This window comes from Crossiella cryophila (assembly GCF_014204915.1).
GTDB lineage: Bacteria > Actinomycetota > Actinomycetes > Mycobacteriales > Pseudonocardiaceae > Crossiella > Crossiella cryophila.
This window is the reverse complement of the sequence record NZ_JACHMH010000001.1, coordinates 1,262,089-1,281,833: the sequence shown is the minus strand read 5'-3', so window position 1 is coordinate 1,281,833 and position 19,745 is coordinate 1,262,089. Positions and strand designations below refer to the sequence as shown.

Below are 19,745 nucleotides of genomic sequence, written 5' to 3'. Positions count from 1 at the left end.
CCGCGCAATTACGGAATGGAATTGCGCGGGCCGTCTGCCAGCAAGTTCAACAAGGCTTGGCTAAGTTAGGCAAACCTGGCTTTACCTGCGGAAACTCGAATTCCGTTGTATTGTTTGGGCCATGACCACGACTACCAAGTTCCAGCAGCTGCTGCAGACCCAGGTCCGGAATGAACTCACCGCGTCCCAGCAGTATCTCGCCGTCGCGGTCTGGTTCGACGCCAAGGACCTCCCGCGCCTGGCCGCGCACTTCTACCGCCAGGCGCTCGAGGAGCGCAACCACGCCATGATGATCGTCCAGTACCTGCTGGACAACGGCCTCCCGGTGGCCATCCCCGGGGTGGACGAGGTGCGCAACGACTTCGCCTCCGTGCGCGAGCCGGTCGAACTGGCCCTCAACCAGGAGCGGCACGTCACCGAGGAGATCACCGCGCTGGCCAAGTCGGCCCGCGACGAGGGTGACTACCTCGGCGAGCAGTTCATGCAGTGGTTCCTGAAGGAGCAGGTCGAGGAGGTCGCCTCGATGTCGACCCTGCTGACCATCGTGGACCGCGCCGACGGCAACCTGTTCAACATCGAGGACTTCCTCACCCGCGAGAACGTCGGCGACGAGGGCTCGGACCCGACCGCCCCGCGCGCGGCCGGCGGCACCCTGTAAGCCAAGTGCTGATTGCTCCCACCACAGGCCAGCGCCCGTGCACCGCGACCCGGTCCACGGGCGCTGCCATGTCCGCGCTCAGTCCTCGCCGAGGTCGCCGAGCTTGCTCCGCAGGGCCGTCATCGCCTTGCTGGACTGGCTTTTCACCGTGCCCTTGCTGATGCCGAGTGACTCGGCGATCTCGGCTTCGGTGAGCCCGTCGTAGTACCGCAGCACGATCACCGCGCGCTGGCGTGGCGGCAGCTCGCGCAGGGCCTGCCAGAGCGGCTCGTTCTCCAGCCGGTCGGCCTGCTCGTAGCCCTGGCCGTCCTCGGGCAGATCGGCGACCAGGCTCTCCTTGCGCACCCGCCGCCAGAAGCTGACGTGGGTGTTGGCCATGGCCCGCCGCACGTACGCCTGCGGGTTGATCTCCTGGCGGAGCAAGGAGCGCCACCGGGTGCCGACCTTCTCCAGCACCGACTGCACCAGGTCGGCCGCGTCATGCGGATTGCCGGTCAGCGCGTGCCCGTAGCGCAGCAGCGCGGGCAGCGACATCCGCACGAACTCGCTGAAATCCTCGTCCACCAAGCCCCCATGTCACCTACTCCGGCACAAGGATAGGAGTAGGTGACCGGGCTTACTTGTAACAGTCCTGCTCTTTCAGCTCGAGCCGAATCTCGCTCACCGCGTTGTTCCGCATGATGAACCAGTAGTTGGCCGCCGCGTTGCCCGGCGCCGCCACCACCCGCTCGCCCACCGCGCCGTGCGTGGTGCCGGAATCGGTGTAGACCTTGTCGAAGTCCGAGACCGGCGCGCCGACGCCGATGCCCTCCGGGGTCCGCTCGTCACCGCGGCCGTGGATGCGCACCACGCCCTTGGTCTTGGAGATCACCACGGTGTAGAAGCCGGCCGGCTTGGCCTTGCCCGCGTAGTCATAGCCCAGGCAGCCCGAGTCGGACTCGGCCTTGGCGTTGGGCTTGATCAGCCCGGTGGCCTCGGCCTGTTCCTTGGTCATGCCCAGCCGCAGCGCGCCGTAGCCGGTCGGCCCGATCTGCGCGGTGCCAAAGGTCTTCGGCGTGGTGGTCGAGGTCGGCGGCTTGCTCGAGGAGCTGGGCGGGGTGCCCTGGCCGCTGCCGACGCCACCGCGGTTGGAGGTGCTGGCGGTGCCGCCCTGGCTCTCCGCAGAGGTGCTGCTCTGCTCGGTCGGCCCGGTCGTGCTCGGGAAGGTCAGCGTGGAGCTGTCCGCCGGCTGCACCGTGTTGCGCATCTCCGGCTGCAGCACGGCGACCGTGCCTGCCACGATGGCCAGCGCGCTCAGCGCACCGGTGGCCGCGATGGCCACCCGGCGGCGCCGCTGCCTGCGCTTGACCCCGGTGAGCACCGCGTGCTCGGCGTCCGGCAGGGGACGTAGCTCCAGCCGATCGTCGGAGAAGAGCCTGCGCAGCTCGTCGTCGACGTTCATCGTTGATCCCCTCCTCCGACCAGTGAGCCCAGTTTTCCTCGCAGCGTCACCATGGCCTTGCTTGTCTGACTCTTGACCGTGCCCTTGCTCACTCCGAGCGCCTCCGCGATCTCGGCTTCGGAAAGCCCGTCGTAGTACCGCAGCACGATCACCGCGCGCTGCCGCGGCGGCAGGTCCCGCAGGGCCTGCCACAGCGGTTCGTTCTCCAGCCGGTCGGCCTGCTCGTAGGACTGCACGTCCGGCAGGTCGGCGACCAGGCTCTCCTTGCGCACCCGGCGCCAGAAGCTGACGTGGGTGTTGGCCATCGCCCGGCGCACGTAGGCGGTGGGGTTGGTCGACTGCCGCAGCACGGTACGCCACCGCGAGCCGATCTTCTCCAGCACCGACTGCACCAGGTCGGCCGCGTCATGCGGATTGCCGGTGAGCGCGTGTCCGTAGCGCAGCAGCCCCGGCAGGGACATGCGGACGAACTCACCGAAGTCTTCCTGCACCGTGGCTCCCCCGGCCGCGCTGTCCACAACGTCCACCACGCTCGGGACGGCAGGCGCGAAACCTACCCCCGTCCCGAACACCCAGCCCGGTGCTGCCACCGCCGACGCTCCCCTCAGTGCGGCCCGACCGCGGGCCCCCGACATGAGGTTCACGTCTGATCGCGCGCCAGGGTTGCCCTGGCGCGACGACCAGTTTGACCGTTACCTGAGCGTGACCTGGCGGCCGCGCAGACCGTCCCTGGACCGGCGCTCGGCCTCGGAGAGCGGCTCGGCCTCCAGCGAGTCCAGTGCCCCGGCCAGCCGCTCGCCCAGGGCGGCGGTGGGCTGGGCCCATTCCTTGGAGTGCTGCTCGCGGTCGACGTCCCAGACCGGCACCAGCAGCCCGTGCGCGCGGAAGGAGCCCGCGTACCGGGAGCCCTCGCCCAGGTCGTGCTCACCGCGCACGGCCAGCCGGGCCAGCGCGGCCAGCAAGCGCTCCTCCGGCTCCGGGCGGACCCAGCGCACGTGCGCCTTGTCCCCTGCGTCGACCCAGTAGGCCGCGTGCACGCCCTCGGCCAGCACCGGCTCGGTGGGCATGATCGCCGCGTTGGCCCGCTCAAGGGACAGCGCCACATCGCTGTTCTGCTCGGCGTCGGCCGGGATCCACCAGGAGAAGTCGGCGTGCAGCTCGACCTCCAGCCGGGCTTCGGGCTGGAGCAGGTCCTGCAGCCGCAGGGTCTCGCCCTCGGCCGGGGCCGGGGCCACCGACAGCGCGTTGCCCGGCTCGGCGGTCTGCGCCCAGCGCAGCGCGCGGGCCAGGTCGCCGCTGATGTCGCCGGTGCGGGTCTGCACCTGCAGGCCGATGAAGGCGGCGCCGTCGGTGCGGACCAGCGCGGCGGCGGCCATCGGCAGCACGGTGGCCACGGTGATCGGCCGCGGACCGGCCTCGGTCAGCGGCAGCACCGCGGTGGCCGATGGCACGAACTCACGCAGCGCGATCAGGTCGGTCTCCACCGCCAGACCCTCGAACGGGCGGATGACCATGACATCGGCCACCGACCCGCCGTGGCAGGCCTTGTACCGCTTGCCGGAGCCACACGGACAGGGCTGACGCGGCCCGATGCCACCCTCGGCGGCTTGGTTCTTGCGCTTGGCCGCGGTGCGCTTGGCCATCCGGTCCTCCTAGGGAAACTGGTGATCTGCCGGACCGTAGCAGGGGGGTAAACGGGTATTTCCACCAAGGACACCGCCACTCGGATGGACGAGTGACACGCCCAGGACTTACCGTCGGTGATCGTGCTTCCCTTTGATCCCAGCGATACCGCGTTCATCGCGGACCCCTACCCGCGGTTCGCGCAGTTGCGGGCGGAGGGGGAGGTGCACTGGCATCCCGGGCTGGGCCTGGCGGTGGCGGTCTCGCACTCGGCCTGCTCGGCGCTGCTGCGGCACCGCGCGCTGGGCCGGATCTGGCAGGACGCCTGCCCGGTTGACGACTTCGCCGCGTTCAACCTGTTGCACCGCAACTCGTTGCTGGAGAACGAGCCGCCCAAGCACACCCGGCTGCGCAGGCTGGTGGCCACCGCCTTCGCCCGCGGCCACACCGAACGCCTGCGGCCCTGGGTGAACACCCTGGCCGACCAGCTGGTGGACACCCTGGCCGCGCGGATCGCGGTGGACGAGCAGGCCGACCTGCTCAAGACGGTGGCCGAGCCACTGCCGGTGGAGGTGATCGCCGAACTGCTCGGCGTGCCAGCCCAGGACCGGCATCTGCTGCTGCCCTGGTCGCACACCATCGTGAAGATGTACGAGTACGGCCTGGCGCCGGACAAGCGGCTGGCCGCCGAGGCCGCCTCCACGGAGTTCGTGGCCTACCTGCGCGAGCTGGTCGAGCAGCGCCGGGCGCACCCGGGCGAGGACCTGGTGAGCGACCTGGTCTCGGTGGCCGACGCCGACGGCGCGCGGCTGACCTCCGACGAGCTGGTGGCCACCGCGGTGCTGCTGCTGATGGCCGGGCACGAGGCCACGGTGAACGTGGTCGGCAACGGCGTGCTGGCCCTGATGCGGCACCGCGACCAGTGGGATCGCCTGGTCGCCGAGCCGGAGCTGCTGCCGAGTGCCGCCGAGGAGCTGATCCGGTACGACTCGCCGCTGCAGCTCTTCGAGCGCACCGCCACCGCCGAGGTGGAGATCGCCGGTTACCGGCTGCGGCCCGGTGAGAAGATCGCCGCGCTGCTCGGCTCGGCAGCCCGCGACCCGGAGGTCTTCACCAATCCGGACCAGCTCGACCTGGGCCGCTCCCCCAACCCACACCTGGGTTTCGGCGCCGGCATCCACTACTGCCTCGGCGCGCCACTGGCCAGGGTCGAGGTCACCGCGATCCTGGACGCGCTGCGCCGCAGGCTGCCGGAACTGGCCTTGGCCGGTGAGCCGGAACGCCGCTCGGAGTTCGTGATCCGCGGCCTGCACACGCTGCCGGTCACCGCCTAGCGGACGGCGTCCTTCGGGCGTTCGCGGCGGGGCAGCTCGGGCAGGTCCGCGCCGCGGACGCTGATCAGCTCGTAGCGCTGCACGCTGGCCGGGTTCACCGGGGCCAGCAGCGCGTTGTACCGCTTGAGCAGCCGGACCGAGCGGATGGCCACCACCGCGACCAGGGCGTCGGCCAGCAGGTGCCACAGCACGCCGTCGGCCTGGGCCTGCACGCCTGCCCGCAGCGACCAGAGCAGGGTGATCCCGGAGGCCAGCAGACTGGCCGCCCACCAGCCCCACCAGTGCAGCAGCTCGCGGGAGGGCCGGGGCCGCTCCGCGCTGGGCCTGCCCAGGATGGTGTGCTCCAGCTCGGCCAGGGTCGCCCCCGGCAGCACCAGGTTCACCCCAGGGACCAGCACCCCGGCCACGACCTGCCAGTTCGGCCGGTCCGGGCGGGTGCTGGTGAGTTCACCGGCGACCTGGCGGGCCCGCAGCAGCCACAGGATGCCGACCAGCGCGGCCAGCGCCGCGCTCACCGGGGCGACCACGCCACCGGTGACCACCAGCGCGTCGGAGGTGTGCAGCAGTCCGGCAGGCAGCACCGCGTCCCGGCTGACCAGCAGCAGGATGTAGCGCAGCAGTTCGGCCCCCGCGGTGAACGCGGCGGCCACGCCGGTGATCCAGAGCAACGGCACCGCGCTGCCTGCCAGCGCCCGCATCCGGTCAACCGGCTGGGCCACCGGCTTGTCCGCGCCGGGCACCGTGGTGGGCCAGCGCCAGGTCAGCGCCGGGAAGCCCCAGCGCGGCGGGGCCGGGTAGGCGGGCGGGCCGGAGTAGTGCGGGTCCGGGCGCCGGGACCGGTACGGGCGCAGCGGAACGGGCGGACTGGCCACCCAGTCCACCCGCATCGGCTGCATTGGCTGCATGCGCTCAGATCACCGTCGGTTCGGCGCCGGACTCGGCGACCAGCGGACGACCGGCGGCCTGCCAGAGCTGCATGCCGCCGTCGACGTTGATCGCGTCCCAGCCGTTGGAGTTGAGGTAGGCGGTGACCCTGGCCGAGCGGCCACCCGCGCGGCAGATCACGTGCACCACCCCGTCATTGGCCAGCTCGTCCAGGCGAGCCACCACCTCGCCCATCGGGATGTGCTTGGCGCCCTCGGCGTGCCCGGCCGCCCACTCGTCGTCCTCGCGGACATCAAGCAGGTAGGCGTCCTGCGGGACCTCGTGCGCTGCCACCGAAGGCACCTGAGACGGGTTCACCTGTCGATAGTCCCACGGCCAGGTGTGGCGGCAGCGTGAACTCAGCCGAGGTCGGCCATTGCCTCGCCGATCTGGACCACCTGTTCCCGGCTGAGCACCAGGCCGGCCACGCCGACCTCCTTGTCGGTGGGGATCGGGGAGCCGTCGCCGGTGAGCGAGCCCGCGGTGACCGTGACGTTGTAGAAGCGGCCGTTGGGCGTGTACACGCCGATCCGGCGGGTCGGCTGCTTGCCGCCGTAGTCCTCGTCCTGGAACAGCTGCAGCACCGCGCCGTCCGGGCGGATCCGGCGCAGCGGTTCCTGGCAGCCGACGCCGGAGCTGTACCGGTAGGACTCCGCGGCCAGCGAGGGCGGCCCGCCGAAGCGCCCGGCCTCCAGCCGCACCGTGCCGGGGGTGCCCTTGCCGGGCACGACCACCGCGAGGTGGCCGCGGTTGGCGTTGACGTAGTTCTGGAAGCTCACCTTGACCCGCTCGCCGACGGTCTTGCTGACCGACTCGACGAAGGCGGGCAGGTAGCGGTCCTCCGGCAGGATCGCGCGGCCGTTGGCCGGCGGGGTCTGCGGGCCGGTGCAGTACTGCTGCGGCGTCTTGACCGCGCTGGTCGGCGTGGAGTCCGGCAGGCTGGTGGCCGTCGGGGAGTCCAGCTGGGTCCAGCCCGGCAGGTCCAGCGCGGGTTGCTTGCTGGTCGACGGCGCGCTGCTGGTCGCGGCCGGCGGCAACGCGGTGTGGTCGCCGTTGAACAGGCTGCCCGAGATCGCGGTCGCGCCGAGGCCGATGACGCCGACCGCCACCACCACCCCGGTCACCGCGCCGATCCGATTGACCAGCACCCGGCGCTTGCCACGCCGGATCACCTCGGCCACGTCGGTGCGTACCGCGGGCGCGGGTGTGTCCACGACCCGCTGGAGCGCGTTCCGCACGTCCTGCTCGTCGTGCCACATCTCGTTCACCGCCTCCGTACCTCCACTTTCAGCGCCCGGCCGACAACAGCGGCGGCGGGGTCTGGCCAGGTTCGGACGCCCCGTCGGTGCCGTTGGCGGCATGGTAGGCGGCCCGCAGCGTCTGCAGGCCGCGCGCGGTCTGACTCTTCACCGTTCCGGTGGTGCACCCCAGTGCCTCGGCCACCTGTTCCACCGAGAGGTCCTGGATGAACCGCAGCACCAGCACCGCGCGCTGACGCGGCGGCACCTGCTGCAGGGCCGCGGTGAGCGCGGCCCGGTCCTCCGCGGCCCCGTGGTCGGGTTCCACCGGCTGGTCGGGCACCTCGGCCACCGCGTGCTCGCGGGCCCGGCCCCGGCGCTTGGTGTCCAGGAAGGCCCTGGTGAGCACCGTGCGCAGGTAGGCGTCCGCGGTCTCCCGGTGCACCTTGGGCCAGCGGGCGTAGACCCGCACGAACGCGGTCTGCGCCAGTTCCTCGGCCTCCGACCAGTTCCCGCAGAGCGCGTACCCGATCCGCCGCGCCGCGTCGAACCGGGCAGCGAAGAACTCGGCGAAGCCGTCATCGCGTCGCGCCAAGCTCCTGCCTCCTCGTGAACTGCCCGGTCTGCTGCCTATACGCCGGGGAGGAAACAAGGGTTGCATCGGGAACCTGGCGAAGTCTGTGCAGTTCCTGTCACGAAATGTCACAAAGTCTGTGACACAAGAAAAGCGGCCTCCCACCTGGGGAGACCGCCCTCTTGTAGATCAATAACTCAGTGCTGCGTCGCCTTCTCGGCGCCCGCGCCGGTGAGTGCGCGGACCTCCATCTCGGCGTACTTGGCGTCGTTTCCTGGGTCCTTGCTCAGGACCGTGCCCAGGTAGCCGAGCAGGAAGGCCAGCGGGATGGAGACGATGCCGGGGTTGTCCAACGGGAACAGGTGGAAGTCCACCCCGGAGATCATCGAGTTGTCCCGGCCGGAGACCACCGGCGAGAAGACGATCAGCAACACCGTGCTGCCAAGGCCGCCGTAGATGCTCCACAGCGCGCCGGTGGTGTTGAACCGCTTCCAGAACAGCGAGTACAGGATGGTCGGCAGGTTCGCCGATGCCGCCACCGCGAAGGCCAGCGCCACCAGGAAGGCGATGTTCTGCCCGTTGGCCAGGATGCCGCCCAGGATCGACACGATGCCGATCACCACCGCGGTCCGCCTGGCCACCTTGACCTCGGCGTCCTTGTCGTCCACCTGGCCGTTCTTGATCACGTTGGCGTAGATGTCGTGGGCGAAGGAGGCCGATGCCGTGATGGTCAGCCCCGCGACCACCGCCAGGATGGTGGCGAAGGCGACCGCGGCGATGAAGCCCAGCAGCAGCGTGCCGCCGATCTCGAAGGCCAGCAGCGGCGCCGCCGAGTTGGCCTTGCCGGGTGCGGCCAGGATCTTGTCCGGTCCGACCAGGGCCGCCGCGCCGTAGCCCAGCACCAGGGTGAACAGGTAGAAGATGCCGATCAGCCAGATCGACCAGACCACCGAGCGGCGGGCCTCCTTGGCCGTTGGCACGGTGTAGAAGCGCATCAGGATGTGCGGCAGGCCGGCGGTGCCCAGCACCAGCGCGAGGCCGAGCGAGACGAAGTCGAGCTGGGTCAGCCCGCTCTTGCCGTACTGCAGGCCGGGGCCGAGCAGCTTCTCGCCGACCTTGGGGCTGTTCTCCACCGCCGCGCCGAGCAGCGCGGAGAGGTTGAAGCCGTACATGCCCAGCACCCACAGGGTCATCACGCCGGCGCCGATGATCAGCAGCACCGCCTTGATGATCTGCACCCAGGTAGTGCCCTTCATGCCGCCGATCAGCACGTACAGGATCATCAGCGCGCCGACGATGGCGATCACGATGGCCTGGCCCCAGCTGTCCTTGATGCCCAGCAGCAGGGCGACCAGGCCGCCCGCGCCGGCCATCTGGGCCAGCAGGTAGAAGAAGGAGACCGCCAGCGTGGACAGCGCGGCCGCGGTGCGCACCGGCTTCTGCTTCATCCGGAAGCTGAGCACGTCGGCCATCGTGTACTTGCCCGTGTTCCGCAGCAGCTCCGCGACCAGCAGCAACGCCACCAGCCATGCCACCAGGAAGCCGATGGAGTACAGGAAGCCGTCGTAGCCGTAGACCGCGATGGCGCCCGCGATGCCCAGGAAGGAGGCCGCGGACAGGTAGTCACCGGCGATCGCGATGCCGTTCTGCGGTCCGGTGAAGGCCCGGCCCGCGGCGTAGTAGTCCGCGGCGGACTTGGTGTTCTTGCTCGCCCGGAACACCACGATCAGCGTGATCACCACGAAGCCGGCGAAGATGCTGATGTTGAGTGCGGGCGAGCCGGTCGCGGCCTGGGCCAGGGTGATCGGCGCGCTCACTTGTCGCCCCCTTCGATCTGTTCCCTGATCCGCTCGGCCGCCGGGTCCAGGTGCTTGTTGGCGTGCCGGACGTAGAGGGTGGTGATCAGGAAGGTGGACACGAACTGCAGCAGGCCGAGCACCAGACCGACGGTGATGTTGCCGGTCAGCTTGGTGCTCATGAAACCGTGCGCGTAGTCGGCTAACAGCACGTAGACCAGGTACCAGCTGAGGAACAGCACGGTCATCGGGAACACGAACCTGCGTAGCCGCCGACGTAGTTCGGCGAATTCAGGGCCGGACTGGACAGCGCTCCAGACTTCCGGGTCTGGCGCTCCGCCCGTCTGCGGCCGCTCGGTGGTACTCACGATCCGGCCTCCTCGCTGGGGGTGTTGGACCGGGACGTTAGTAGAGACCCAGGTCACTCGACCAAGGCTCGAACGAGGGACTGCGACCAACAGTCGGGTTAGGCGATAAACGGTAGTGATTGCACGTTAAGTGGCTCGACGGTCGGATGTCATCCGATCGAGTGACACAGCGTCACTCCTCGGTGAAGTTGGTTCAACTTCGGTGACGGCCCGTGGACTGCCGGGCCTTCTCCTCCGGGGTGCCGTACTTCTGCACCTCCCGGTCCTTGGTGAAACCGAGCCGATCCGGGGCGTGCAGCCGCAGCATGATCTGGGAGACATCCGGCGGCATCCGCCGCCGGGACAGCTTGCTCACCACCACCATGGTCACGAACGCCACCGGCACGGTGACCGCGGCAGGCTGCTGCAGCAGCGGCACCGCGGCCCAGCCGCCGGTGCTCGCGCTGACGAAGTTCAGGATCGTGGTCAGCAGGGTCAGCCCACCGCCGGCGATCATGCCCGCGGCGGCGCCGACCGAGGTCAGCCCACGCCACCAGATGCCCAGCACCAGCAACGGGCAGAACGTGGACGCGGCGGTGGCCAGCGCCAGGCTCACCGCCTGGGAGACATCCAGCGAGGCCGCCATCAGCGCCATGCCCAGCGGCAACGCCCCGGCCAGCAGCGCGGCCAGCCGGAAGTCCTTGAACCGCCCGGCCAGCACGTCGGTGAACAGCACCCCGGCCACGCTGACCACCAGCCCCGAGGCGGTGGAGAGGAAGGCGGCGAAGGCGCCAGCGGCGACCAGCGCGGCCAGCAGCTTGCCCAGCCAGTTGTCCAGCATCGCGGTGGGCAGCAGCAGGATCGCCACATCGGTCTTGCCGGTGACCAGCAGCTGCGGCACGTACAGCCTGGACAGCGCGCCCAGGATGGTCGGGAACAGGTAGAACGCGCCGAGCAGGATCAGCACGTACAGCGTGGTCCGGCGGGCCGCCCTGCCATCAGGGTTGGTGTAGAAGCGGACCAGGATGTGCGGCAGGCCCATGGTGCCAAGGAAGGTCGCGAAGATCAGCGAGTAGATCTTGAACAGGCTCATCCCGTTGCCGTCGGCCTGCTGCGGCCGCAGCCAGTCCTCGTTGCGCACCGGCGAGCCCTTGACCACCGGCACCGCGGTACCGGCCGTGAAGTGCAGCTTGGTGTCCGCGCCGATGTCGTGCGGGGTGCCGGGCCCCCAGATGGCCTCGCCCTTGGCAGGCGCGCCGTCCACCGTGCCGTATGCCTCCAGCCGGACCCCCTCGACCACCTGCACCCGGACCGGGGTGCTCACCGTGACCACGGTGTCGGTGGGGAAGGTCGGCGGCAGCGGCTCGTTCAGCGCCCGCTGCGGCCGGTCGTCGTTGAGGAAGACGATCACCAGCAGGAACGCGGGCAGCGAGATGGCCAGCAGCTTCAGGTAGTACTGGAAGGCCTGCACCATGGTGATCGCGCGCATGCCGCCGCCGACCACGTTGATCACCACCACCAGCGCCACCCCGGCCACCCCGATCCAGGCAGGCAGCTGGGTCACCGTGGAGAAGGTCAGCCCGGCGCCCTGGAACTGCGGCACCAGGTAGAGCCAGCCGATGAGCATGACCACCCAGGTGGACAGCCTGCGCAGGTGCGGCGAGCCCAGCCGGGCCTCGGCGAAGTCGGGCACGGTGTAGGCGCCGGAGCGGCGCAGCGGCGCGGCCACGAACAGCAGCAGCGACAGGTAGCCGGCGGTGAAGCCGACCGGGTACCAGAGCGCGTCCGGCCCGTCCCGGAAGACCAGGCTGGCCACGCCGAGGAAGGAGGCGGCGGAGAGGTACTCACCGGAGATCGCGGCGGCGTTGTTGCTGGCCTTGACCCCGCGGGAGGCGACGAGGAAATCCGAGGTGGTCTTGGAGCGCCAGGAGGCGACGAAGCCCAGGGCGAGGGTGGCCAGCACGGCCAGCACCACGCCGACGAGCGACCACTCGTTGGGCCCCAAGTCCCGGGGCTCCTAGTTCTCGACCATGTCGATGAAGTCCTTCTCGTTGCGCTCGACCACGCGGTTGTAGAGCGCGCCCACGCCGATCAGCAGCGGGTAGGCGGCCGCGCCGAGCAACAGCCACGGCAGCCGGACCCCGAGCAGGGTCGCCGAGGCCACCGCCGGGAACAGCGCGAACAGCAGGGGCAGGCTACCCAGGGCCACCGCGGTGATCACCGCGAGGGTGACCGCGACGGTGAGCTGCTTGCGGATGAGCACCCGCACCACCTGCTCGCCGATCTGGGTCTGCTGCTCGATGTGCACCATGGTGCGCACGACCTTGCGCGCGCCCCGCCGCTCGGCGAGCACCACCTTGACCCGGCGTCGCCGCCGTTCCGCCTCCTGCTCGGCCCCCTCGTCCTCCGGCGGGCCGGGCTGGGTCACCGATGACCCCAGTTGTTCTTCGGCGAGCGGACCAGCCGGTCCTTGAGTTCCCTGGTGTGCCTGCGGCTGACCGGCAGCTCGACCGCGTCGTCCCCGCTGCCCACCCGCACGGTGTAGCCGGAGGTGGCCATCTTCAGCTCGGTGATCAGCCCCATGGCGACCAGGTAGGAGCGGTGGATGCGGACGAACCCGGCGTCCCCCCAGCGTTCCTCGAGCTGGGCCAGCGGGATCCGCACCAGGTGACTGCCCTCGGCGGTGTGCAGGCGGGCGTAGTCGCCCTGGGCCTCCACGTAACGCACCGCGGCCCGCGGGATCAGCTTGGTGGTGCCTGCCAGCTCGACCGGGATGACCTCCTCGTCAGCTGGCTCCTCCGCGGGCGGGGCCATGGTGGCCATGGAGGTGCGCTCGATCAGCCGCAGCACCCGCTCCAGCCGCTCCGGGTTCGGCGGTTTGCTGATGTAGTCCAGCGCCCCCAGGTTGTAGGCGGCCAGCGCGTGGTCACCGTGCCCGGTGACGAAGACCAGCGCGGGCGCGTCCTTCAGCCCGGTGATCACGGTGGCCATCTCCACCCCGGACAACCCGGGCATCTGGATGTCGGCGAAGACCGCGTCCACCGCGGGCAGCCCGGCGGCGATCCGCTGCTGCAGCTCCGGATCCTGGCCCCGGATGATGCGCAACGCCTCCAGCGCGTCCGAAGCCTCCAGAACCCGACGCACCCTGGGGTTCTGCCGCAGCAGGTAACACAATTCGTCCAGGTTCTTGGGCTCATCGTCGACCGCCATGACGATGAGTCCGGGGGGGCTGCCGTTGGTACTCACAGTGAGGTTAATCCTGCCGATACGTGGTGCCGACTGTCCACGAGCGAGCCACCCGCCAACGGGGTGACGCTGTTGATCGCTCAGCTATTACTTGGCTTGAACGAGCGAGTCAATGCGCGGTGACGCGTCGTGGGAAAGATCAACCCACTCAGGTCATCTGCTCGTGCCGACAGTATCACCCACAGTGATCAAACTCCGAGTTCAACATCCCCCCGCCGGGCCAGCCGCCAAGCTGGATGTCCACCGCGTCCGGCGGCAGTCCGCGCTGGGCCGCACCGCTGTCCTCGAGCACAGTCCGTGCCCGGTGCGCCCGCGCTATCTCGGCGATCTTGGCGACGTTCTCCACCTCGCCGGTCAGCCGGTACTCCCCCATGATGCCGACCAGCACGGTCCGCCCGGCCAGCACCGATTCGGCGAGCAGCTCGTCCAGCGCGGCATAGTCCCGGTGCGGGTAGTGGCGCAGTTCGGCGCCGGATGCCCTGGCGCCGCGGACCAGACCGCCGTGCGCGGCCTGGTCCAGCACGATCAGATCGCCCTTGCCTGCCAGTGCGGCCAGCAGGCCGGAGCCGGTGGTCCCCTTCGGCGCAGCGCTCATTTTCTCAGCGTAGGAGCAAAAAGCGGGCCGGAAAGATGTGCGGTGTTGTGTGCGCGAATCAGCAGGACTGCACAATCACCCGGCCCCGGCGCTCACAGCCCGAAACGCGACCACATCGCCCGGTGTTCCAGCGCCTCGATGGCCGCGCCGCCGATGCCCAGCCGGGCCAGCAGCGGCCGGCGCGGTTCGACCATCGCGATCTCCGCGTCCGGCCAGCGTTTCTTCACCACACCGCGCAAAGTGCCAATGCCGTCGACCAGACCGAGTTCCGCCGCCTGGTCGCCCAGCCACACCTCGCCGGTGAAAAGCTCGTCGGGGCCGCCATTGAGTTTTGCCCCACGGCGTTCGGTCACCCATTCACCGAAGCGGGTGTGCAGCCGGGCCTGCAGGCCCTTGAGCCATTCCACGTCCTCGGCCTTCTCCGGGCTGAACGGGTCGAGGCGGACCTTGTTCTCGCCCGCGGTGTGCACGCGGCGTTCGATGCCGAGGCGGTCGAGCACGCCGTGCAGGCCGAAGCTGGAGCTGACCACGCCGATGGAGCCGACCAGGGAGGTGGCGTGGGCGTAGATCTCGTCGGCGGCGCAGGCCAGCCAGTAGCCGCCGGAGGCCACCACGTCCTCGCAGAAGGCCAGTACGGGCACCTTCTTGCTGGCGGCCAGTTCCCGGATCCGGTCGGCCACCAGCGCGGACTGGGTGGGGGCGCCGCCGGGGGAGTTGATCGCCAGCGCCACGCCGACCAGCCGGTCGTGGCCGAAGGCGCGGTGCAGCGCGGATTCCATCGTGTTGATGTTGATCGTGTTCCTGGCCAGTGGCGACGGGGTCGGGCTGATCACCCCGTGCAGCCGGACCACGGCGACGACGGGCGAGCGGTCCACGCTCCCGCTGATCATGGGCAGTTTCTTGGCCAGCCGCTCCGCGACGTTCATGGTGCCGAGCCTACGGAAAAACCTTCCGCACGCCTGCTCAGCCGGCGGCCTGGTGGGCTTCCTCCTGCTTGCGCCCCACCGCATCCGGCCAGGTCGGCGGCGGCGCGTGCACGCCCGCGGTGAACTTCGGGACCCGCATGCTGATCTTCGTGCCCGCGCCCAGGTTGGTCTCCACGACCAGGCCGTAGTCGTTGCCGAAGAAGGAGCGCAGCCGGTGGTCGATGTTGTTGATGCCCACGTGCGCGCCGGTGAAGTGCGAGTTCAGGTCCTGGGACAGCCGCTCGGGGTCCATGCCGACGCCGTCGTCCTCGACGCTGATGGTGGCCTCGGCCCCGTTGTCCGCGGCCACCACGGTGACCGTGCCACCGCCCGGCTTGTTCGCCAGGCCGTGCCGGACCGCGTTCTCCACCAACGGCTGCAGGGTCAGGAACGGCACCGCGACGGAGAGCACCTCGGGTGCGATGCGCACCTGCGCGTTGAGCGCGTCGCCGTAGCGGGCCCGCTCCAGGGTCAGGTAGCGCTCGACGTTGTGCAGCTCCTCGCCGAGGGTGGTGAACTCCCCGGCGGTGCGGAAGGAGTACCGGGTGAAGTCGGCGAAGTCGAGCAGCAGGTCCCGCGCCTGTTCCTGATCGGTGCGCACCAGCGAGGAGATCGTGGTCAGCGCGTTGTACAGGAAGTGCGGGGAGATCTGCGCACGCAGCGCGCGGACCTCGGCGATGGCCAGCCGGGAGCGGGACTCCTCCAGCTCGGCCAGCTCCAGGTGCGTGGTGATGTAGCGCGAGCCCACCTCGGCCGCCCTGGACAGCCTGCGGCCGCCGACCGCGGAGGCCACCAGCAGCGAGCCGACCATGATCCCGTCGACCTCCAGCGGCGCCACGATCGCGTGCCGCAGCGCGCACTTGTTGACGTCGCAGTCCATCATCCCGTGACTCGTGGTCTCGGTGGTGCGATGGATGATCGCCTTCTCCACGGTGGGACGCAGGTCCTCGTAGTGGTAGTTCGCCTCACCGGCCCAGGACAGCACTTCGCCGTCCCCGTCGGTGAGTGCGACCGCCACACACCCGAGCATCTCCTTCAGGTGCGGGGTCAGCTCATCAGCCGACCGCACCGACAGGCCCTCGCGCAGGGTCGGGGCAGCATCAGTCACCCGGTGCAGGGCGGTCAGCGTCGCGTCCTCCATCGAGGTGCTGACCCGCCGTGCCCGGCACAGCAGGACAAAGGCGGCGAGAACGGCGATACCCGCCAGGACCGCCATGGCCGATCGCTCAGTGAGCAGTTCACCCACGGCGTCCATGCTGGGCCCAGGATGCTGAATCTGCAACCACCCCGTCACTCGGAGATGGCACCAAAAGGATGAACCGTAGACATCGGAGGTTTTCCGAGGCAGGGTGTCCGCTGTGCGCACAGCAGGTGGAGAGGCCATGCGGGTCGGATTGTTCGCGACCTGCCTGACCGACACGTTCTTCCCGGAGACCGCCAAGGCCACCGTGCGGCTGCTGGAACGACTGGGCTGCCGGGTGGAGTTCCCGCTGGCGCAGACCTGTTGCGGGCAGATGCACTTCAACACCGGCTACGCCAAGCAGGCCAAGCCGCTGGCCCGCGACTACGCCGAACTCTTCGGCGACTACGACGCGGTGGTCGCGCCCTCCGGCTCCTGCACCGGCATGGTCCGCGACATCCACCCCGGCCTGACCGCCTCCCCGATCGCCGCGCGCACCTACGAGCTGTCCGAGTTCCTGGTCGACGTGCTCGAGGTGACCGAGGTCGGCGCCTACTTCCCGCACCGGGTCACCTACCACCCGACCTGCCACTCGCTGCGGATGCTCGGCGTCGGTGAGAAACCGTTGCGGCTGCTGCGCGCGGTGCGCGGGCTGGACCTGGTCGAGCTGCCCGAGTCCAGTTCCTGCTGCGGGTTCGGCGGCACCTTCGCGGTGAAGAACGCCGAGACCTCCACCGCGATGCTGACCGACAAGATGCACCACGTGATCGGCACCGCCGCCGAGGTGCTGACCGCGGGCGACAACTCCTGCCTGATGCACATCGGCGGCGGACTGTCCCGGCTGCGCAGCGGGGTGCGGCCGGTGCACCTGGCGGAGATCCTGGCGAGCACGGAGGAGGAACCATGGTCGTCCGCAACCCGGTGACCTGGCTGGGCACCCCGGCCTTCCCGAAGGCAGCCAAGGACGCCCTGGCCAACACCCAGCTGCGCCGCAACCTGCGCAACGCCACCAGCACCATCCGCGGCAAGCGCGCGGCCGCGGTGGCCGAGCTGCCGGACTGGGAACGGCTGCGTGCCGCCGGGGCCGCGATCAAGGACGAGGTGCTGGCCAACCTGGACACCTACCTGATCCGGCTGGAGGCCGCGGTCACCGCCCGCGGCGGCACCGTGCACTGGGCAAGGGACGCCGCCGAGGCCAACGCGATCGCGCTGCGGCTGATCCGCGCCACCGGCGAGACCGAGGTGGTCAAGGTCAAGTCGATGGCCACCGCGGAGATCGGCCTGAACGAGGCGCTGGCCGAGGGCGGGGTCACCGCGATCGAGACCGACCTGGCCGAACTCATCGTGCAGCTCGGCGAGGACCGGCCCTCGCACATCCTGGTGCCCGCGATCCACCGCAACCGCGCGGAGATCAAGGAGATCTTCCAGCGCGCCATGCCGGACGTGCCAGCGGACCTGACCAGCGAGCCGCGGGCGCTGGCCGAGGCGGCCCGGCGGCACCTGCGGCGCAAGTTCCTCTCCGCCAAGGTGGCCATCTCCGGCGCCAACTTCGGCGTGGCCGAGACCGGGTCGATCGTGGTGGTGGAGTCCGAGGGCAACGGCCGGATGTGCCTGACCCTGCCGGAAACCCTGATCACCGTGATGGGCATCGAGAAGGTGGTGCCGAGCTGGCCGGACCTGGAGGTCTTCCTGCAGCTGCTGCCGCGCTCCTCCACCGCAGAGCGGATGAACCCCTACACCTCGGTGTGGACCGGCGTGACCCCCGGCGACGGGCCGCAGGCCTTCCACCTGATCCTGCTGGACAACGGGCGCACCGCCACGCTGGCCGATGAGGTGGGCAGGCAGTCGCTGCGCTGCATCCGCTGTTCGGCCTGCCTCAACGTGTGCCCGGTCTACGAGCGCACCGGCGGCGAGGCATACGGCTCGGTCTACCCGGGCCCGATCGGCGCCATCCTGACCCCGCAGCTGGTCAACGACCCCAAGGACAAGCAGGCCGCCTCGCTGCCGTTCGCCTCCTCGCTGTGCGGGGCCTGCTACGAGGTCTGCCCGGTCTCGATCAACATCCCCGAGGTGCTCACCCACCTGCGCGCGCGGGTGGTGGAGAACAAGAGCAGCCTGGCCCCGGAGGCGATCGCGATGCGCGCGCTGGCCTGGGTGATGGCCGACGCGAAGCGCTTCGAGCGAGCGCAGCAGGCGGGCACGCTGGCCCGGTTCCTCGGCCGGGACGGCAAGATCACCCGACTGCCCTGGCCCGGCTCGAAGTGGACCGACGTCCGCGATGTGCCGGTGCCGCCCGCCGAATCGTTCCGCAGCTGGTGGAGGAGGACCCGCGGTGACCAGTGACGCCCGCGCGGTGATGCTGACCCGCATCCGCACCGCCCTGCGCGACCAGCCGAAGGCCACGCCGGTCCCCCGCGACTACGACCACACCAGGGACCTCGGCGATGTGATCGAGGTGCTGGCCGAACGGGTCGCGGACTACCGGGCCGCGGTGCACCGGGTGCAGGCGGACCGGCTGCCGGTGTGGATCGACGCGTTGCTGGACGCCCGCGGCGCGCGCCGGATCGCGGTGCCGGCCGACCTGCCTGCGGACTGGCTCAACGACGAGCTGACCTGGCTGGTGGACCGGCCGCCGCTGTCCATCGAGACCCTGGACGGCTGCGACGGCGTGCTCACCGGCTGCGCGGTGGCCATCGCGGAGACCGGCACCATCGTGCTGGACGCCGGGGTGGCCCAGGGCAGGCGGGCGCTGACCCTGCTGCCGGACTACCACCTGTGCGTGGTCAGGGCCGACCAGGTGGTGGCCACCGTGCCGGAGGCGCTGGCCAGGCTGGACCCGGTGCGCCCGCTGACCTTCATCAGCGGCCCGTCGGCGACCAGCGACATCGAGCTGGACCGGGTGGAGGGCGTGCACGGCCCGCGCACCCTGGAAGTGCTCATCGTCGAGGGCTGAGCTACTTCAGCAGCCGGGACATCCGCCGGTCGGCCAGTGGCTTGCCGCCGGTCTGGCAGGTCGGGCAGTACTGCAGCGACTTGCTCGCGAAGGACACCTCGCGCACGGTGTCCCCGCACACCGGGCAGGGCAGGCCGGTGCGTGCGTGCACCCGCAGCCCGGCCCGCTTCTCGCCCTTGAGCCGGGCCGCGGCCTGGCCGACCGAGCGTTGCACCGCGTCGGTGAGGATCTCCCGCAGCGCGCTGAACAGCCGGTCCACCGCGTCCTCGGCGAGCCTGCCGGTGGTGGCGTACGGGGAGAGCCTGGCCAGGTGCAGGATCTCGTCGGAGTAGGCGTTGCCGATGCCGGCGAGCACGGTCTGGTCGGTCAGCGTGGTCTTGATCCGCTCCCCGCGCCCGGCCAGCAGCTCGCCCAGTTCGGGGCGGCTGAGCGCGAGCGCGTCCGGGCCGAGCCGGGCGATGCCGGGCACCTGCGCCGGATCGGTGACGATGTAGACGGCGAGCCGCTTCTGGGTGCCGGCCTCGGTCAGGTCGAAGCCGGGGGCCTTGCCCGGCGGGCCCAGGTGCACGCGCAGCGCGAGCGGGCCGCGGCCGGGTTTGGGCGGGACGGCGCTCAGCTCGTCGGACCAGCGCAGCCAGCCTGCCCTGGAGAGGTGGGTGACCAGGTGCAGGTCCCCGCAGTCCAGCGCGAGGAACTTGCCGAAGCGGGACGCGCCGGTCACCGCCCGGCCGTAAAGGTCGGTCGGCGCGGGCGCGACCGTCTTCAGCACGGTCATCGACGCCAGGTCGATCCTGGTCACCGTGCTGCCGACGGCATGCTCACGCAGGTGGTGGGCCAGCGCCTCCACCTCGGGCAGTTCGGGCACGCGGCC

At 70.4% G+C, this 19,745-nt stretch carries 22 protein-coding genes; 5 read left to right on the top strand and 17 right to left on the bottom strand.

Going from position 1 to position 19,745, the window contains the following annotated elements:
• The first annotated feature begins 121 nt into the window (after positions 1-121).
• Entirely contained in the window at positions 122-658 is a 537-nt protein-coding gene (locus HNR67_RS06030; protein ID WP_185001114.1) for a ferritin, read from the top strand.
• A gap of 78 nt (positions 659-736) precedes the next feature.
• Here the strand turns inward: HNR67_RS06030 and HNR67_RS06025 are convergent, their stop codons facing one another.
• From HNR67_RS06025 to HNR67_RS06010, 4 genes are all read right to left on the bottom strand, one after another.
• On the bottom strand, positions 737-1,225 hold the full coding sequence (locus HNR67_RS06025; protein ID WP_185001113.1) for a SigE family RNA polymerase sigma factor: 489 nt from the start codon (positions 1,223-1,225) through the stop codon (positions 737-739).
• A 49-nt stretch (positions 1,226-1,274) separates the two neighbouring features.
• Complete coding sequence (locus HNR67_RS06020) at positions 1,275-2,099, bottom strand: hypothetical protein (RefSeq protein ID WP_185001112.1); 825 nt, start codon at positions 2,097-2,099, stop codon at positions 1,275-1,277.
• Positions 2,096-2,629: a SigE family RNA polymerase sigma factor gene (locus tag HNR67_RS06015; RefSeq protein ID WP_312986560.1), complete on the bottom strand. Its 534-nt coding sequence runs from the start codon at positions 2,627-2,629 to the stop codon at positions 2,096-2,098. Before HNR67_RS06015 ends, HNR67_RS06020 begins: the two co-directional genes overlap by 4 nt.
• A gap of 162 nt (positions 2,630-2,791) precedes the next feature.
• Complete coding sequence (locus HNR67_RS06010; RefSeq protein WP_185001110.1) at positions 2,792-3,742, bottom strand: DUF5926 family protein; 951 nt, start codon at positions 3,740-3,742, stop codon at positions 2,792-2,794.
• Positions 3,743-3,865: 123 nt separating this feature from the next.
• Between HNR67_RS06010 and HNR67_RS06005 the strand changes: the two genes are divergently transcribed.
• Positions 3,866-5,056: a cytochrome P450 gene (locus HNR67_RS06005; RefSeq protein WP_185001109.1), complete on the top strand. Its 1,191-nt coding sequence runs from the start codon at positions 3,866-3,868 to the stop codon at positions 5,054-5,056.
• Here the strand turns inward: HNR67_RS06005 and HNR67_RS06000 are convergent.
• The 12 genes from HNR67_RS06000 to HNR67_RS05945 all read right to left on the bottom strand — a co-directional run bounded on the left by HNR67_RS06000 (position 5,053) and on the right by HNR67_RS05945 (position 15,996).
• Positions 5,053-5,961: a DUF4328 domain-containing protein gene (locus HNR67_RS06000; RefSeq protein WP_221489787.1), complete on the bottom strand. Its 909-nt coding sequence runs from the start codon at positions 5,959-5,961 to the stop codon at positions 5,053-5,055. The genes HNR67_RS06005 and HNR67_RS06000 overlap by 4 nt on opposite strands.
• A 4-nt stretch (positions 5,962-5,965) precedes the next feature.
• Positions 5,966-6,274, bottom strand: coding sequence for a rhodanese-like domain-containing protein (locus HNR67_RS05995; RefSeq protein WP_312986557.1), 309 nt, complete (start codon positions 6,272-6,274; stop codon positions 5,966-5,968).
• A gap of 65 nt (positions 6,275-6,339) precedes the next feature.
• On the bottom strand, positions 6,340-7,248 hold the full coding sequence (locus HNR67_RS05990; RefSeq protein ID WP_185001107.1) for a hypothetical protein: 909 nt from the start codon (positions 7,246-7,248) through the stop codon (positions 6,340-6,342).
• 19 nt (positions 7,249-7,267) lie between these two features.
• The gene (locus tag HNR67_RS05985; RefSeq protein WP_246492467.1) at positions 7,268-7,813 is read right to left on the bottom strand and encodes a SigE family RNA polymerase sigma factor; all 546 of its coding nucleotides are present in this window, start codon (positions 7,811-7,813) and stop codon (positions 7,268-7,270) included.
• Positions 7,814-7,989: 176 nt separating this feature from the next.
• Positions 7,990-9,609: a solute symporter family protein gene (locus HNR67_RS05980; RefSeq protein WP_312986554.1), complete on the bottom strand. Its 1,620-nt coding sequence runs from the start codon at positions 9,607-9,609 to the stop codon at positions 7,990-7,992.
• The gene (locus tag HNR67_RS05975) at positions 9,606-9,956 is read right to left on the bottom strand and encodes a DUF485 domain-containing protein (RefSeq protein ID WP_185001105.1); all 351 of its coding nucleotides are present in this window, start codon (positions 9,954-9,956) and stop codon (positions 9,606-9,608) included. The genes HNR67_RS05980 and HNR67_RS05975 overlap by 4 nt, the downstream gene beginning before the upstream one ends.
• Before the next feature lie 193 nt (positions 9,957-10,149).
• Positions 10,150-11,940: a sodium/solute symporter gene (locus HNR67_RS05970; RefSeq protein ID WP_185001104.1), complete on the bottom strand. Its 1,791-nt coding sequence runs from the start codon at positions 11,938-11,940 to the stop codon at positions 10,150-10,152.
• A gap of 12 nt (positions 11,941-11,952) precedes the next feature.
• A complete protein-coding gene (locus tag HNR67_RS05965; protein ID WP_221489785.1) occupies positions 11,953-12,363 on the bottom strand; it encodes a hypothetical protein in 411 nt (136 codons plus the stop codon).
• Positions 12,360-13,145: a LytR/AlgR family response regulator transcription factor gene (locus tag HNR67_RS05960; protein WP_185001103.1), complete on the bottom strand. Its 786-nt coding sequence runs from the start codon at positions 13,143-13,145 to the stop codon at positions 12,360-12,362. Before HNR67_RS05960 ends, HNR67_RS05965 begins: the two co-directional genes overlap by 4 nt.
• Positions 13,146-13,356: 211 nt before the next feature.
• Positions 13,357-13,776 (bottom strand): aminotransferase class V-fold PLP-dependent enzyme, encoded by a 420-nt coding sequence (locus tag HNR67_RS05955; RefSeq protein WP_185001102.1) that lies wholly within the window; start codon positions 13,774-13,776, stop codon positions 13,357-13,359.
• Between the two features lie 92 nt (positions 13,777-13,868).
• A complete protein-coding gene (locus tag HNR67_RS05950) occupies positions 13,869-14,702 on the bottom strand; it encodes a S49 family peptidase (protein WP_185001101.1) in 834 nt (277 codons plus the stop codon).
• Between the two features lie 37 nt (positions 14,703-14,739).
• Positions 14,740-15,996: a sensor histidine kinase gene (locus HNR67_RS05945; RefSeq protein ID WP_185001100.1), complete on the bottom strand. Its 1,257-nt coding sequence runs from the start codon at positions 15,994-15,996 to the stop codon at positions 14,740-14,742.
• A 127-nt stretch (positions 15,997-16,123) separates the two neighbouring features.
• Between HNR67_RS05945 and HNR67_RS05940 the strand changes: the two genes are divergently transcribed.
• Genes HNR67_RS05940 through HNR67_RS05930 form a run of 3 tightly spaced genes read left to right on the top strand, consistent with a single transcriptional unit; the run spans position 16,124 to position 18,874 of the window.
• A complete protein-coding gene (locus HNR67_RS05940) occupies positions 16,124-16,846 on the top strand; it encodes a (Fe-S)-binding protein (protein ID WP_185001099.1) in 723 nt (240 codons plus the stop codon).
• Positions 16,825-18,264: a LutB/LldF family L-lactate oxidation iron-sulfur protein gene (locus tag HNR67_RS05935; RefSeq protein WP_185001098.1), complete on the top strand. Its 1,440-nt coding sequence runs from the start codon at positions 16,825-16,827 to the stop codon at positions 18,262-18,264. The genes HNR67_RS05940 and HNR67_RS05935 overlap by 22 nt, the downstream gene beginning before the upstream one ends.
• A gap of 13 nt (positions 18,265-18,277) precedes the next feature.
• Positions 18,278-18,874 (top strand): LutC/YkgG family protein, encoded by a 597-nt coding sequence (locus HNR67_RS05930; protein WP_246492919.1) that lies wholly within the window; start codon positions 18,278-18,280, stop codon positions 18,872-18,874.
• Position 18,875: 1 nt separating this feature from the next.
• On the opposite strand, the gene HNR67_RS05925 is transcribed toward HNR67_RS05930, so the two are convergent.
• On the bottom strand, positions 18,876-19,739 hold the full coding sequence (locus tag HNR67_RS05925) for an Fpg/Nei family DNA glycosylase (RefSeq protein WP_185001096.1): 864 nt from the start codon (positions 19,737-19,739) through the stop codon (positions 18,876-18,878).
• Positions 19,740-19,745: the final 6 nt, after the last annotated feature.